The sequence below is a fragment of the Escherichia sp. MOD1-EC4550 genome (assembly GCF_963876935.1).
GTDB lineage: Bacteria > Pseudomonadota > Gammaproteobacteria > Enterobacterales > Enterobacteriaceae > Escherichia > Escherichia coli_F.
Map to the genome: position 1 here is coordinate 363,048 of NZ_CAWNSE010000023.1, position 13,358 is coordinate 376,405.

Sequence of the window (13,358 nt, forward strand, 5' to 3'; positions counted from 1 at the left end):
AGGCGACAAGGATAACAGGAGATAATACTATGACATTACTCAATATTCTCTTAACCCGTATTGATAACCGTCTGGTTCATGGCCAGGTTGGCGTGAGCTGAACTTCCACCATCGGTGCGAATCTGCTGGTAGTCGTGGATGATGTTGTCGCTGACGATAATATTCAACAGGAATTATTTAATTTAGCAAGGCCTTATTTCATGTTCACATTTTTACGTTTTCAAACGCATTCTGAATACATCTCCCAGCCCTGCATTCGTGCACGTAATTTCTCCAGTAACCACCGCAGCGCCTCATCATTATTACGCCGCTTATTCCAGAGTAGAGAGAGTGTAAAAGCAGGCACCTCGAGTGGGACATCGGCAAATTGCAACCCATAATCGGCTACCCAGCCTTCTGCCAGCCCCTGCGGTACGGTCGCTAAAGCCGGTATCTCTCTCAACATCAACGGTAATGATGAAAAATTTGGCGTGACGTAACGCACTTCCCTTTTACGCCCGCAGTCAGCCAAAATCAGATCGATAGAACTACTGCTGGCACCGCGATAAGAGACCAAAAGATGATCGGTGTCAGTATATACATCAAGGCTTAACGGTGAAGTGAAGGATAACTGGAGCGGATGCCACATCGTGCAAAACCCCATTTGAGTGATCACTTCTCGTTCCACTCCAGCGGGCACCTGCTCCACGACGGAGATTGCTACGTCTACCTTATCCTGTTGCACTTTTTCGCCATCCTGGAAAGGATCAGATGCCGTGACTTGTAAACGAATCCCGGGTGCCATTTGGGCTATATCTGCCATCATTCCAGGCATCAGCCAGCGTTCGACCCAGTCACTCATCCCCAGGCGAAACGTATGCTGATCCTGTTCTGGGGTAAAAACCGGCCTTTGAAAAATCACCTGCTGGATTTGATCCATCACCGGCAGTAGTGCCGTAACCAGAGCTTGTGCACGTGGTGTCGGTGCCATCCCCTTTGCCGTGCGCACAAATAACGGGTCGTTAAACATTTCTCTCAGCCGTGCCAGCGCGCCACTGACTGCTGGCTGCCCCAAGTGTAACTTGTTGGCTGCACGTGAAACGCTCCCCTCTCGATGTAGCACCAGGAGCACGATTAGCAGGTTGAGGTCGACCCGGTTTAAATCATTTTCTCTGATAGAGTTCATTATATTAATCAATTTGAATGATGTTATTCGCAAAAGGATACTGGTGCCCGTACTGTAATAACAGAACTTATCGAGGATAGAATGAAACTTTTGCTGACTCTGATGACCTCATTGGTACTCTCCGTACATGCGTTAGCAACGCCTATACCTGTGCCCCCTCCTGATACACAAGCACCGGGCTATTACCGCATGATATTGGGCAAACTACGTATTACCGCCGTCTCCGACGGCACGGTGACAATTCCGCTAGATAAATTACTCACCCACATTTCTGCCGATAAACTGCGCCAGCAACTGGCAAAGGATTCTCTGACACCCCATACGGAGACTTCAATCAATGCATTTGTTATTGATAATGGCCAGCAACGCGTGTTGGTTGATGCCGGTGCGGGCGATCTGTTTGGCAACAATGGAGGCCAACTGCTTGAGAACCTGGCAGCTGCTGGCTATCCGGCTGAAACCATTGATGCCGTGCTGCTGACGCATATTCATGCCGACCACTCTGGTGGCATCTCCCGTCAGGGCAAACCAGCTTTCCCTAACGCCCAGATATTCGTTGAGCAGAAAGATGCGGATTTCTGGCTTAATCCGGCGAATGCCTCGAAAGTAGAAGATAGTCAGAAGCACACCTTTGTCGAATCGGAGCAGACCATCCACCCAGTGATCAACGCAGGTCAGCTGAAGACCTTTATCGCACCGGCAACGGTATTTGCAGGCATTGCAGCCACCTCAACGGCCGGCCATACACCTGGTAGCGTGATGTACACAGTGGAGAGTGAAGGCCAAACGCTAGTGTTGTGGGGCGATATTATTCATGCCAAAGCAGTGCAGATGCCGGATCCTCACGTGGCGATACATTTCGATGTGGATCAAAAGCAAGCGGTAAAAACCCGTGAGCGAGTATTAAAACATGCGGCTCAGGGTGGTTACTGGGTGGCAGCTGCCCATATCTCATTCCCTGGCCTGGGGCATGTTAAAAGCGACAGCAAGGGTTATCGTTGGGTCGCTGCCAACTATACCACGCAACTAGCCCCCTGATTTAAGAGGTCAGTCCGCACAGAGCGAGGATTTACGGCGGTATTCACTAAAAAGACTGATTGTTTAGCAGGCGGCCCCTGGGTTCTTCAAACGGGGCCACGGAGAGATATCACTCCCCCTGCTGTTCCAGCGCATACTTATACAGCGCATTTTTCTTCACGCCGTGAATTTCTGCTGCCAGCGCCGCCGCTTTTTTCAGCGGCAGTTCTGCCTGCAACAGCGCCAGCGTGCGCAGGGCATCGGCGGGTAAGTCTTCTTCCTGCGCTTTATGGCCTTCAACAATCAGCACCATTTCGCCTTTGCGACGGTTTTCATCTTCTTTTACCCACGCCAGCAGCTCGCCAACGGGCGCGCCGTGAATGGTTTCCCAGGTTTTGGTGAGCTCACGCGCCAGCACCACGTAACGGGACTCACCCAGCACAGCAACGATATCTTCCAGGCTATCTAACAGACGGTGGGTGGATTCATAAAAAATCAGCGTGCGCGGCTCCGCTTCAATGGCTTTTAGCGCATCACGGCGGCCTTTTGATTTGGCAGGTAAAAAGCCTTCATAACAAAAACGATCGGATGGTAAACCCGCGGCGCTTAAAGCAGTGATAGCAGCACACGGTCCAGGTAGCGGCACCACGCGAATGCCCGCTTCACGGCAGGTACGCACCAGATGGTAGCCAGGATCGTTAATTAGCGGCGTTCCGGCATCGGAAACCAGCGCAATGTTTTGCCCCTCTTGCAGCTTCGCCAGTAACGTTTCGGCTTTCTGTTGTTCGTTATGGTCGTGCAGCGCAAACAACCGGGCATTAATCCCAAAATGTTGCAGCAATAAACCGGTGTGACGAGTATCCTCGGCGGCAATCAGATCAACGGCCTGTAATACCTCTAACGCACGCTGGGTGATATCCGCCAGATTGCCGATTGGCGTCGGTACAATGTAAAGCTGGCCCTGAGAATTATCCGCCGATTGGTGTTGTTTCATTGTGTCGTCCGTATTGCCGATTTAATATTGAGCATTGCGTAAAAAAAATATCACTGGATACATTATGGTACCCTCAACATTTTCTCGTTTGAAAGCCGCGCGTTGTCTGCCTGTTGTTCTGGCAGCCCTGATTTTCGCCGGTTGTGGCACCCATACTCCCGATCAGTCCACTGCCTATATGCAGGGCACGGCGCAGGCTGATTCTGCCTTTTATCTTCAGCAGATGCAGCAAAGCGCTGATGATACCAGGATCAACTGGCAATTACTCGCCATTCGTGCACTGGTGAAAGAAGGTAAAACCGGGCAGGCGGTGGAGCTGTTTAACCAACTGCCGCAGGAACTGGACGATTACCAGCGTCGCGAGAAAACTCTTCTGGCAGTAGAAATTAAGCTGGCGCAGAAAGATTTTGCTGGCGCACAAACCCTGCTGGCGAAAATCACACCTGCCGATTTAGATCAATACCAGCAGGCGCGTTACTGGCAGGCAAAAATCGATGCCAGTCAGGGGCGTCCTTCCATTGATTTACTGCGCGCCTTAATTGCTCAGGAACCCCTGCTCGGCGCGAAAGAAAAGCAACAGAATATTGATGCTACATGGCAGGCACTCTCCTCCATGACTCAGGACCAGGCGAATACGCTGGTGATCAACGCCGACGAAAATATTCTGCAAGGCTGGCTTGACCTGCAGCGCGTCTGGTTTGATAACCGTAACGATCCCGACATGATGAAAGCTGGGATCGCCGACTGGCAGAAACGTTATCCGAACAACCCGGGCGCGAAAATGCTGCCTACGCAGTTGGTAAACGTAAAAGCGTTTAAACCCGCATCGACCAACAAAATCGCCCTGCTGTTGCCACTGAATGGCCAGGCAGCGGTATTTGGTCGCACTATTCAGCAAGGCTTTGAAGCGGCAAAAAATATCGGCACTCAGCCAGTGGCGGCTCAGGTAGCTGCCGCACCTGCCGCAGACGTAGCAGAACAACCTCAGCCGCAAACCGTGGATGGCGTTGCCAGCCCGGCACAAGCCTCGGTTAGCGATCTGACAGGCGAAGAAACCGCGGCTCAACCAGTGCCTGTAAGCGCCCCGGCGGCAAGCACTGCGGCGGTAAGCGCCCCCGCGAATCCATCCGCAGAGCTGAAAATTTATGATACCTCATCACAACCGCTTAGCCAGATCCTCAACCAGGTTCAGCAGGATGGCGCGAGTATTGTGGTCGGTCCGTTGCTGAAAAATAACGTTGAAGAATTGCTGAAGAGCAACACCCCGCTGAACGTGCTGGCACTGAACCAGCCGGAGAATATCGAAAACCGCGTCAATATTTGTTACTTCGCGCTTTCACCGGAAGACGAAGCGCGCGATGCAGCGCGTCATATTCGTGACCAGGGTAAACAAGCGCCGCTGGTGCTGATCCCACGCAGTTCATTGGGCGATCGCGTAGCCAATGCATTTGCGCAAGAGTGGCAGAAGCTGGGCGGCGGCACCGTTCTGCAACAAAAATTTGGTTCCACCAGCGAATTACGCGCGGGAGTTAACGGTGGTTCTGGTATCGCTTTAACCGGTAGCCCGATTACTCCCAGAGCGACAACCGACTCAGGCATAACGACCAACAATCCAACGCTGCAAACCACACCAACCGATGACCAGTTCACCAATAATGGCGGCCGTGTCGATGCGGTGTACATTGTGGCAACGCCGGGCGAAATCGCTTTTATCAAACCGATGATCGCCATGCGTAACGGTAGCCAGAGCGGTGCAACGCTGTACGCAAGCTCCCGAAGCGCACAAGGCACCGCGGGTCCGGATTTCCGTCTGGAAATGGAAGGTTTGCAATATAGCGAAATCCCGATGCTGGCAGGCGGTAATCTGCCATTAATGCAGCAGGCGCTCAGTGCGGTGAATAACGATTATTCGCTGGCTCGCATGTATGCGATGGGCGTTGATGCCTGGTCGTTGGCAAATCATTTCTCACAGATGCGCCAGGTTCAGGGTTTCGAAATCAACGGTAATACCGGAAGTCTGACGGCTAACCCGGATTGCGTAATTAACAGGAAGTTATCATGGCTACAGTACCAACAAGGTCAGGTAGTCCCCGCCAGTTAACCACTAAACAGACCGGCGATGCGTGGGAAGCACAAGCGCGTCGCTGGCTGGAGAGCAAAGGACTGCGGTTTGTCGCCGCTAACGTGAACGAGCGTGGCGGCGAGATCGATCTGATAATGCGTGAAGGCAGGACCACCGTTTTTGTCGAGGTGCGTTACCGCCGCTCAGCCCTTTACGGTGGTGCGGCAGCCAGTGTGACCCGCAGCAAACAACACAAATTATTACAGACTGCCCGCTTGTGGCTCGCGCGTCATAATGGGAGTTTTGATACTGTGGATTGCCGGTTCGATGTGGTAGCCTTCACCGGGAATGAAGTTGAGTGGATTAAGGATGCCTTTAATGACCACTCATAATTAAGGTTTAAGGATTAGCGTGCAAGAACGAATTAAAGCTTGCTTCACTGAAAGCATTCAAACTCAAATTGCGGCAGCAGAGGCGCTTCCGGATGCCATCTCCCGTGCAGCCATGACGCTGGTTCAGTCTCTGCTCAATGGCAACAAAATCCTCTGTTGTGGTAATGGAACTTCCGCTGCCAACGCACAGCATTTTGCTGCCAGCATGATCAACCGATTCGAAACGGAGCGGCCCAGCTTACCTGCCATTGCACTAAATACTGATAATGTTGTCTTAACGGCGATTGCCAACGATCGCTTACATGATGAAGTGTATGCAAAACAAGTGCGGGCGCTGGGGCATGCGGGAGATGTGTTGTTAGCCATTTCCACCCGTGGCAACAGCCGCGATATCGTAAAAGCAGTAGAAGCTGCTGTTACGCGTGATATGACCATTGTGGCATTGACTGGCTATGACGGCGGTGAACTTGCAGGGTTGTTAGGGCCACAGGATGTGGAGATCCGCATTCCTTCGCATCGTAGTGCTCGCATTCAGGAAATGCATATGCTGACGGTAAATTGCTTGTGCGATCTGATCGATAACACGCTTTTCCCTCACCAGGATGTTTAAGGAGAATACATGAAGGCATTATCGCCAATCGCAGTCCTTATTTCCGCACTGCTGTTGCAAGGTTGCGTTGCTGCCGCCGTAGTGGGCACCGCGGCTGTGGGTACAAAAGCCGCAACTGACCCACGCAGTGTCGGCACCCAGGTGGACGATGGTACCCTGGAAGTGCGCGTGAACAGCGCATTGTCGAAAGACGAACAAATCAAGAAAGAAGCACGCATTAATGTAACGGCCTATCAGGGCAAAGTGCTGCTGGTTGGGCAGTCACCAAATGCTGAACTTTCGGCTCGCGCCAAACAGATTGCTATGGGCGTAGACGGTGCCAACGAAGTGTATAACGAGATTCGTCAGGGCCAGCCGATTGGTCTGGGCGAAGCGTCTAACGATACGTGGATCACCACCAAAGTGCGTTCGCAGCTGTTAACCAGCGATCTGGTGAAATCGTCCAACGTGAAAGTGACCACCGAAAACGGTGAAGTGTTCCTGATGGGGCTGGTGACTGAACGTGAAGCGAAAGCGGCGGCAGATATTGCCAGCCGGGTAAGCGGCGTGAAGCGGGTAACCACGGCGTTTACGTTCATTAAATAACAACGTCTTGTAATGCCTGATGCGACGCTTGCCGCGTCTTATCAGGCCTACACGACACAAACCGTAGGTCGAATAAGGCGCCTGCGCCGCATCCGACTGCCGTTGCCTGATGCGACGCTTGCCGCGTCTTATCAGGCCTGCAACGATGCAAACCGTAGGTCGGATAAGGCGTTTACGCCGCATCCGACATGTTTTCCCTCAAATCAGAACAACAGCGCCAGCCCGCCGACAATCACACCAGACACCGCCACCATCGCCCCCGTCAGCCATAAGGCTTTCGCCGGGAACGCTTTACGTAACATTATCAGCGACGGCAAACTTACAGCAGGAAGCGTCATCAACAATGCCAGCGCCGGAGCGGTTCCCATACCTGCCAGCATCATCGTTTGTACAATCGGAATTTCTGCTGCCGTGGGAATGACAAACAAGCATCCCGCTACCGCCATCGCAATCACCCACATCAGGCTGTTATCGACAGCACCATCGGCATGGGGGAATAACCAGACGCGAGCGGCACCCAACGCCAGTACGGCAAGGATATATACCGGGATCGTACTCCAGAAAAGCGTCCATAGCGCCCTGCCCCAGCGGCTAAAAAATCCGCCCTGCACTTCCGGCATGTCAATTTCGACCGGAGCCTGCGTTTGCGGTGTTTCACGCACCCATTTTTGCACCAGCGTCGCAATCAGCAACACCATCACCAGCCCCGCCACCAGACGAATCGCCGCAAAGCCCCAGCCGAGGACAAAACCCATAAACACCAGCGTCGCCGGATTTAACAGCGGATTGCCCATCCAGAATGCCAGCGCCCCGCCCATCGACACCTGTTGACGACGCATCCCCGCCGCGACCGGTGCCGCACAGCAAGTACACATCATGCCCGGCAGCGAAAACAGCGTTCCCAGCAGCGTGCCGCGAAAGCGCGATTGCCCAAGCGTGCGTAGCAGCCAGTCACGAGGGATCAGCACCTGAATCAACGACCCGAGGATCACTCCCAGCACCGCCGCTTTCCATACCGCGAGGAAATAGACCATCGCGTAATCCAACGCCGCCTGCCACGGATTAGCATCCGCCTGTGAGAGTATTGATTTACCGATGTTGTGAGTTTCGGCGGCGGTAAACGCTTTGCCGTAGTAAGGTTGCCATTTCACATACCAGAGACCAGCAATGACAACGAGAAAGAAAAGCGCGGGTTTCCACCACTGAATGGGCGTTGCCGCCTGAGATGAAGACTGACCAGTCATAGCATTCCCCAGGAATAAATTATGATAATTAAGCGCGTGAATATTACGCTCACTATCAATTCTTGGGAATAATTATTCAGCTCTTTTGCGTAATTCTGAAGAGCTTAAAATAGTCACACCTTCATGCTCAGGCCGCATCGCCTCTGCCAGCATGACCCGCGCCACGTCTCGCGCATCAATGGATTTCCAGTTACCCGGTAGCAGACGAAACAACGGTGCAAAAAGCGTTTCGTTCATCCGCTGCTTGCTGCGATCGCCCAGCAACATCGACGGACGGGCAATGGTCAGTTTCGGCCAGTTCTGGGCGATTAACGCTTCTTCCATCTCCCCTTTGACGCGGTTATAGAAAAACGGCGAGTGGGGATTGGCCCCCATAGCACTGACTACCAGCATATGCTGAGCACCCAGTCGCCGTCCGGTTAATGCGGTATCCACAACCAGCGTGTAATCGGCATGAATAAACGCTTCTTTGCTCCCCGCTTCCCGCCGCGTGGTGCCGAGACAACAAAACACAATGTCGATGGGATCGGTGACCTGTGCCAGCGCGTCGGTCAGTTGCGGATCATGGGGATTAAACACCCCCGGCATATCTCCCAACGGACGTCGCGTCGGTGCAGCAATAGCGTTAACTTTCGGTTCGTTAATCAACATCCGCAGCAGGTGACCGCCCACCAGCCCCGTTGCGCCTGTAATCAGTACCTGACTCATCTTCGCTCCTTTACAGAATTGTCTGCCTTGCGCTCCCCGGCTCATGCACCAGGCTTAATAGACCATGAGGTAATTATCCCCGATTGTGAGAAATTCGCCTCATCCAATGCAACAACGCGGAGGAAGCATGAGTAAGAAAATTGCCGTTTTAATCACTGATGAATTTGAGGATTCAGAATTTACTTCACCCGCAGACGAGTTCCGTAAAGCCGGACACGAAGTGATTACCATTGAAAAACAAGCGGGTAAAACGGTGAAAGGGAAAAAAGGAGAAGCCAGCGTGACCATCGATAAATCCATCGATGAAGTGACGCCAGCCGAGTTTGATGCCCTGCTGCTACCGGGCGGCCATTCACCGGATTATCTGCGTGGCGACAACCGTTTTGTCACCTTTACCCGTGATTTTGTGAATAGCGGCAAACCGGTGTTTGCCATTTGCCACGGTCCGCAGCTGCTGATCAGCGCCGATGTGATTCGGGGACGCAAACTGACCGCGGTTAAACCGATTGTGATTGATGTTAAAAACGCGGGCGCGGAATTTTACGATCAGGAAGTCGTGGTCGATAAAGATCAGCTGGTTACCAGTCGGACACCGGACGATTTGCCCGCGTTTAACCGCGAGGCGTTACGCCTGCTCGGTGCCTGAGCTACGTAGCCAAATCATTTTTTTACCAAAGCCCAGCGTGTTGTCAGTGAATTTGATTTCATCAAGCCGGATTTCCCACACCGGCGCCGACAGCATTCTGGCAACCGGAAAGCGACGATTATACGCCTTACGCGCAAGGTCGCTTTCCTCACCTTCCAGTCTGCGGATCTCACCTTTAAACTGCACGCCGCGAATTAACGCTACCGTTTTCGGCTGACCGTTTACCGTTCCAGCAACTGCCGCCTGCGGCCCACTCATCTGCGCGTGACGCGTTTTTTCCTCCGTCAAAATGTAGAAGGCAACTTTCTGTGCATCAAAAAGATAAAAGGCATTGGCGCACCACAATTCCCCTTCCTGCTGCACACACCAGGTGACAACATGTTGTTTTGCCAGCCAACGGCTGATGGCGGTGAGTGTTTCCATAGCTGTTCTCTTTTATACTGTGGGCCTGACCTTAACATGTGACGCAGACGATGACACCCTGGTTTCTTTACTTGATCCGTACCGCCGACAATAAGCTTTATACCGGGATCACCACGGATGTCGAACGCCGCTATCAGCAACATCAAAGCGGCAAAGGCGCAAAAGCACTGCGTGGGAAAGGTGAACTGACGCTGGCATTTTCCGCGCCAGTGGGCGACCGTTCGCTGGCACTACGGGCGGAATATCGCGTTAAACAACTGACCAAACGGCAAAAAGAACGTCTGGTAGCGGAAGGCGCAGGGTTTGCAGAACTGTTGAGCAGCCTGCAAACCCCAAAGATTAAAAGCGATTGAAGTGCTCGTGATACTCAACCAGACCGGTTACGCCGTTCAGCGCGTCATCCGCTAAACGATGTACCTGGAAGGCGCTTTCAGTGCCCGGCCAGCGACAACGCAGATCGTGATGCGCCGCCAGCTCAAAGCCGAAACGACTGTACAGCGCCGGATCGCCCAGCGTCACCACTGCGGCATAGCCGAACTCATTAAGCGAATCGAGTCCTTCATAGACCAGTTGGCGTGCCAGCCCCTGTCCACGGTATTTTTCATCTACCGCCAGCGGTGCCATGCCGACCCATTGCAGGTCTTCGCCCTGCACATCAACCGGACTAAATGCCACATAGCCAATGACCTGACCTTCGTCATCTGTCGCCACCAGCCCCAGCGTCAGAAAGCCATCTTCACGCAGATCGTGAACCAGCTTCGCTTCCGCATCGCTTTCGAATGAACGACGCAGCAGGGCATCAATACCCGGCGCATCAATGGGAATTTCTACTCGAATTAGCATGGTTCACCTACCGATGTCTGTTTGGTTTCAGGCGCGGTTTTCATTCCCGCCTCAACAAAATCCGCCAGTTGCAGCAGCATCATGCGTAAGGCTTTCGGCATTTGCTCCAGTTCAATGGCGTCCATCAGGTTTTTCACATATAACCCCAGCTCCGTATCGCCTTCAATCACCAGCCGACGCTGGAAGAAGAGCGTGTCCGGATCCTGTTTACGCGCCGCAATCATCAGCAGATCGCTGGCGTCGGCACTAAAACTCACATCAGCTTGCGCGTTCTGGCTAACGACCAGTTTGCCATTCACCACCGAGGTAAACCATTGCAGGTCAATATCACGCACATGAATACTTAACCAGCGCCCTTCAAGAAACTCCAGCTCGCCATCATCCAGCGCCTGGCGGAATTGCCAGCTTAAGACCTGCTCAAGAACCTGGCGTTTTAGCGCAAATGGCGTCAGTTTTACCGGTACACTCAACAGAGATGGCCCCAAATGCACAATACGGGAACGCAGTTTATCCAACACGAGTTTTACTCCCTGTTTCAACAATCATCCTATTTTGCCATATCAGAAAAATAACATAGCGGTATAAATCAACAATTCCATATGAAATTGCTGCTACCACCAATACAACTTTAACTGCCTTAAATCAAAAATTGTCGCAGCAAGGTTAACTAAAATCCCAGTTCGTTAACATTTTTGCGCTTTGATAGCGCACCCTTCAGGAAAAATTATGGAGCTGCTCTGCCCTGCCGGAAATCTCCCGGCGCTTAAGGCGGCCATCGAAAACGGCGCAGATGCTGTTTATATCGGGCTAAAAGATGATACCAATGCCCGTCACTTCGCCGGCCTTAACTTTACCGAGAAAAAATTGCAGGAAGCGGTGAGTTTTGTCCATCAACATCGCCGCAAACTTCACATCGCGATTAACACTTTTGCGCATCCGGACGGTTACGCCCGCTGGCAGCGCGCCGTGGATATGGCGGCGCAGCTGGGTGCCGACGCGCTGATTCTCGCCGACCTCGCCATGCTGGAGTACGCCGCCGAGCGTTACCCGCATATTGAGCGTCATGTGTCAGTGCAGGCTTCGGCGACCAATGAAGAGGCGATTCACTTTTATCATCGCCATTTTGACGTTGCCCGCGTGGTGCTGCCGCGCGTGTTGTCGATTCATCAGGTGAAACAACTGGCGCGGGTCACGCCTGTACCGCTGGAAGTGTTCGCTTTCGGCAGTCTGTGCATTATGTCGGAAGGTCGTTGCTATCTGTCGTCGTATCTGACGGGTGAGTCGCCCAACACCGTGGGGGCATGTTCTCCGGCCCGTTTCGTGCGCTGGCAGCAAACGCCACAGGGGCTGGAATCCCGCCTGAACGAAGTGCTGATCGACCGTTATCAGGACGGCGAAAACGCAGGTTATCCGACGCTGTGTAAAGGGCGTTATCTGGTGGACGGCGAGCGCTATCATGCGCTGGAAGAACCAACCAGTCTCAATACCCTTGAGCTACTGCCAGAGTTAATGGCGGCGAATATCGCTTCGGTGAAAATTGAAGGCCGCCAGCGTAGCCCTGCGTATGTCAGCCAGGTAGCGAAAGTCTGGCGTCAGGCTATCGACCGTTGTAAGGCCGATCCGCAAAACTTCGTGCCGCAAAGCGCGTGGATGGAGACGCTCGGGTCGATGTCCGAAGGCACACAAACCACTCTTGGCGCGTATCACCGTAAATGGCAGTGAGAAAAGTAATGAAATATTCCTTAGGGCCGGTGCTGTGGTACTGGCCAAAAGAGACGCTGGAAGATTTTTATCAGCAGGCCGCCGCCAGCAGCGCAGACGTGATTTATCTCGGTGAAGCGGTCTGTAGCAAACGCCGGGCAACCAAAGTTGGCGACTGGCTGGAGATGGCAAAATCGCTCGCCGGAAGTGGCAAGCAGATTGTGCTCTCCACGCTGGCGCTGGTGCAGGCATCCTCCGAACTGGGCGAACTGAAACGCTATGTTGAGAACGGTGAGTTTCTGATTGAAGCCAGCGATCTCGGCGTGGTGAATATGTGCGCTGAGCGCAAACTGCCGTTCGTCGCCGGACACGCGCTGAACTGCTACAACGCGGTGACGCTGAAAATATTGCTCAAACAGGGCATGATGCGCTGGTGTATGCCGGTGGAACTTTCCCGCGACTGGCTGGTGAATCTGCTTAATCAGTGCGATGAGCTGGGCATTCGCAACCAGTTTGAAGTGGAAGTCTTGAGCTACGGTCATCTGCCGCTGGCCTACTCCGCCCGCTGCTTTACCGCGCGTTCGGAAGATCGTCCGAAAGATGAGTGTGAAACCTGCTGCATTAAGTATCCGAACGGGCGCAACGTGCTGTCGCAGGAAAACCAACAAGTGTTTGTGCTCAATGGCATTCAGACCATGAGCGGCTACGTGTACAACCTCGGTAACGAGCTGGCATCCATGCAGGGGCTGGTTGATGTGGTCCGCCTGTCACCGCAGGGTACTGACACTTTCGCTATGCTCGACGCCTTCCGCGCTAATGAAAATGGTGCTGCACCACTCCCGTTGACGGCAAACAGCGACTGTAACGGCTACTGGAGACGGCTGGCTGGGCTGGAACTGCAAGCCTAAGCAAATAGCTCACTTTGTTAACAACTTTAACTACCCTTTAATGCAGTATTAAAGATTAAT

The 13,358-nt window shown here is 53.0% G+C and carries 16 protein-coding genes and 1 pseudogene; 10 read left to right on the forward strand and 7 right to left on the reverse strand.

Annotated features, from left to right (window positions below):
* Nucleotides 1-29: 29 nt before the first annotated feature.
* Nucleotides 30-177 (forward strand): annotated as a pseudogene (locus AACU19_RS17880) (PTS sugar transporter subunit IIB); the annotation flags it as partial.
* A gap of 43 nt (nt 178-220) precedes the next feature.
* On the opposite strand, the gene AACU19_RS17885 reads toward AACU19_RS17880, so the two are convergent.
* Nucleotides 221-1,165, reverse strand: a complete 945-nt coding sequence (locus tag AACU19_RS17885) for a LysR family transcriptional regulator (protein WP_032185185.1) — start codon at nt 1,163-1,165, stop codon at nt 221-223.
* A gap of 81 nt (nt 1,166-1,246) precedes the next feature.
* Between AACU19_RS17885 and AACU19_RS17890 the strand changes: the two genes are divergently transcribed.
* Nucleotides 1,247-2,203 carry an MBL fold metallo-hydrolase gene (locus tag AACU19_RS17890; protein ID WP_032185186.1) on the forward strand — a complete coding sequence of 319 codons (957 nt, stop codon included), beginning with the start codon at nt 1,247-1,249 and terminating at the stop codon, nt 2,201-2,203.
* Nucleotides 2,204-2,312: 109 nt separating this feature from the next.
* Here AACU19_RS17890 and rsmI read toward each other — a convergent pair whose 3' ends face one another.
* Nucleotides 2,313-3,176, reverse strand: a complete 864-nt coding sequence (rsmI, locus tag AACU19_RS17895) for a 16S rRNA (cytidine(1402)-2'-O)-methyltransferase (protein WP_000809263.1) — start codon at nt 3,174-3,176, stop codon at nt 2,313-2,315.
* A 64-nt stretch (nt 3,177-3,240) separates the two neighbouring features.
* Here rsmI and lpoA point away from each other — a divergent pair, with 64 nt between their 5' ends.
* From lpoA to dolP, 4 genes are read left to right on the forward strand one after another with little or no spacing between them, the layout of a single operon-like run.
* A complete protein-coding gene (gene lpoA, locus AACU19_RS17900) occupies nt 3,241-5,277 on the forward strand; it encodes a penicillin-binding protein activator LpoA (protein WP_105278373.1) in 2,037 nt (678 codons plus the stop codon).
* Nucleotides 5,235-5,630, forward strand: coding sequence for a YraN family protein (locus AACU19_RS17905; RefSeq protein WP_000246844.1), 396 nt, complete (start codon nt 5,235-5,237; stop codon nt 5,628-5,630). Before lpoA ends, AACU19_RS17905 begins: the two co-directional genes overlap by 43 nt.
* A 19-nt stretch (nt 5,631-5,649) precedes the next feature.
* Nucleotides 5,650-6,240, forward strand: coding sequence for a DnaA initiator-associating protein DiaA (gene diaA, locus AACU19_RS17910; protein WP_001158035.1), 591 nt, complete (start codon nt 5,650-5,652; stop codon nt 6,238-6,240).
* Nucleotides 6,241-6,249: 9 nt separating this feature from the next.
* Entirely contained in the window at nt 6,250-6,825 is a 576-nt protein-coding gene (gene dolP, locus AACU19_RS17915) for a division/outer membrane stress-associated lipid-binding lipoprotein (protein ID WP_000646033.1), read from the forward strand.
* A gap of 203 nt (nt 6,826-7,028) precedes the next feature.
* Here dolP and AACU19_RS17920 read toward each other — a convergent pair whose 3' ends face one another.
* Entirely contained in the window at nt 7,029-8,069 is a 1,041-nt protein-coding gene (locus tag AACU19_RS17920) for a permease (protein ID WP_032185189.1), read from the reverse strand.
* 72 nt (nt 8,070-8,141) lie between these two features.
* A complete protein-coding gene (locus AACU19_RS17925; RefSeq protein WP_001352912.1) occupies nt 8,142-8,777 on the reverse strand; it encodes an NAD(P)H-binding protein in 636 nt (211 codons plus the stop codon).
* 127 nt (nt 8,778-8,904) lie between these two features.
* On the opposite strand from AACU19_RS17925, the gene yhbO reads away from it, so the two are divergent.
* Complete coding sequence (gene yhbO, locus AACU19_RS17930; protein WP_000037614.1) at nt 8,905-9,423, forward strand: protein/nucleic acid deglycase; 519 nt, start codon at nt 8,905-8,907, stop codon at nt 9,421-9,423.
* Here the strand turns inward: yhbO and AACU19_RS17935 are convergent.
* Nucleotides 9,403-9,846 (reverse strand): YhbP family protein, encoded by a 444-nt coding sequence (locus AACU19_RS17935; RefSeq protein ID WP_000449454.1) that lies wholly within the window; start codon nt 9,844-9,846, stop codon nt 9,403-9,405. The genes yhbO and AACU19_RS17935 overlap by 21 nt on opposite strands.
* A 50-nt stretch (nt 9,847-9,896) precedes the next feature.
* On the opposite strand from AACU19_RS17935, the gene yhbQ reads away from it, so the two are divergent.
* Nucleotides 9,897-10,199, forward strand: coding sequence for a DNA damage response exodeoxyribonuclease YhbQ (yhbQ, locus tag AACU19_RS17940; RefSeq protein WP_000189315.1), 303 nt, complete (start codon nt 9,897-9,899; stop codon nt 10,197-10,199).
* Here yhbQ and AACU19_RS17945 read toward each other — a convergent pair.
* Nucleotides 10,186-10,689 carry a GNAT family N-acetyltransferase gene (locus tag AACU19_RS17945; RefSeq protein ID WP_000908554.1) on the reverse strand — a complete coding sequence of 168 codons (504 nt, stop codon included), beginning with the start codon at nt 10,687-10,689 and terminating at the stop codon, nt 10,186-10,188. The two genes, yhbQ and AACU19_RS17945, sit on opposite strands and share 14 nt — an antisense overlap.
* Entirely contained in the window at nt 10,683-11,207 is a 525-nt protein-coding gene (gene ubiT / locus AACU19_RS17950) for a ubiquinone anaerobic biosynthesis accessory factor UbiT (protein WP_001295552.1), read from the reverse strand. Before ubiT ends, AACU19_RS17945 begins: the two co-directional genes overlap by 7 nt.
* Before the next feature lie 208 nt (nt 11,208-11,415).
* Between ubiT and ubiU the strand changes: the two genes are divergently transcribed.
* Nucleotides 11,416-12,411 carry a ubiquinone anaerobic biosynthesis protein UbiU gene (gene ubiU, locus AACU19_RS17955; RefSeq protein ID WP_001309783.1) on the forward strand — a complete coding sequence of 332 codons (996 nt, stop codon included), beginning with the start codon at nt 11,416-11,418 and terminating at the stop codon, nt 12,409-12,411.
* Between the two features lie 8 nt (nt 12,412-12,419).
* Entirely contained in the window at nt 12,420-13,298 is an 879-nt protein-coding gene (locus AACU19_RS17960; RefSeq protein WP_001296442.1) for a U32 family peptidase, read from the forward strand.
* Nucleotides 13,299-13,358 lie beyond the last annotated feature (60 nt).

Bases quoted from the DNA above. Each gene is read 5' to 3' on its own strand.
- rsmI (WP_000809263.1), bottom strand. From the start codon at position 3,176: ATGAAACAACACCAATCGGCGGATAATTCTCAGGGCCAGCTTTACATT.
- dolP (WP_000646033.1), top strand. From the start codon at position 6,250: ATGAAGGCATTATCGCCAATCGCAGTCCTTATTTCCGCACTGCTGTTG.
- AACU19_RS17925 (WP_001352912.1), bottom strand. From the start codon at position 8,777: ATGAGTCAGGTACTGATTACAGGCGCAACGGGGCTGGTGGGCGGTCAC.
- AACU19_RS17920 (WP_032185189.1), bottom strand. From the start codon at position 8,069: ATGACTGGTCAGTCTTCATCTCAGGCGGCAACGCCCATTCAGTGGTGG.
- AACU19_RS17890 (WP_032185186.1), top strand. From the start codon at position 1,247: ATGAAACTTTTGCTGACTCTGATGACCTCATTGGTACTCTCCGTACAT.
- yhbO (WP_000037614.1), top strand. From the start codon at position 8,905: ATGAGTAAGAAAATTGCCGTTTTAATCACTGATGAATTTGAGGATTCA.
- AACU19_RS17905 (WP_000246844.1), top strand. From the start codon at position 5,235: ATGGCTACAGTACCAACAAGGTCAGGTAGTCCCCGCCAGTTAACCACT.
- AACU19_RS17945 (WP_000908554.1), bottom strand. From the start codon at position 10,689: ATGCTAATTCGAGTAGAAATTCCCATTGATGCGCCGGGTATTGATGCC.
- AACU19_RS17935 (WP_000449454.1), bottom strand. From the start codon at position 9,846: ATGGAAACACTCACCGCCATCAGCCGTTGGCTGGCAAAACAACATGTT.
- lpoA (WP_105278373.1), top strand. From the start codon at position 3,241: ATGGTACCCTCAACATTTTCTCGTTTGAAAGCCGCGCGTTGTCTGCCT.
- ubiU (WP_001309783.1), top strand. From the start codon at position 11,416: ATGGAGCTGCTCTGCCCTGCCGGAAATCTCCCGGCGCTTAAGGCGGCC.
- yhbQ (WP_000189315.1), top strand. From the start codon at position 9,897: ATGACACCCTGGTTTCTTTACTTGATCCGTACCGCCGACAATAAGCTT.
- AACU19_RS17885 (WP_032185185.1), bottom strand. From the start codon at position 1,165: ATGAACTCTATCAGAGAAAATGATTTAAACCGGGTCGACCTCAACCTG.
- AACU19_RS17960 (WP_001296442.1), top strand. From the start codon at position 12,420: ATGAAATATTCCTTAGGGCCGGTGCTGTGGTACTGGCCAAAAGAGACG.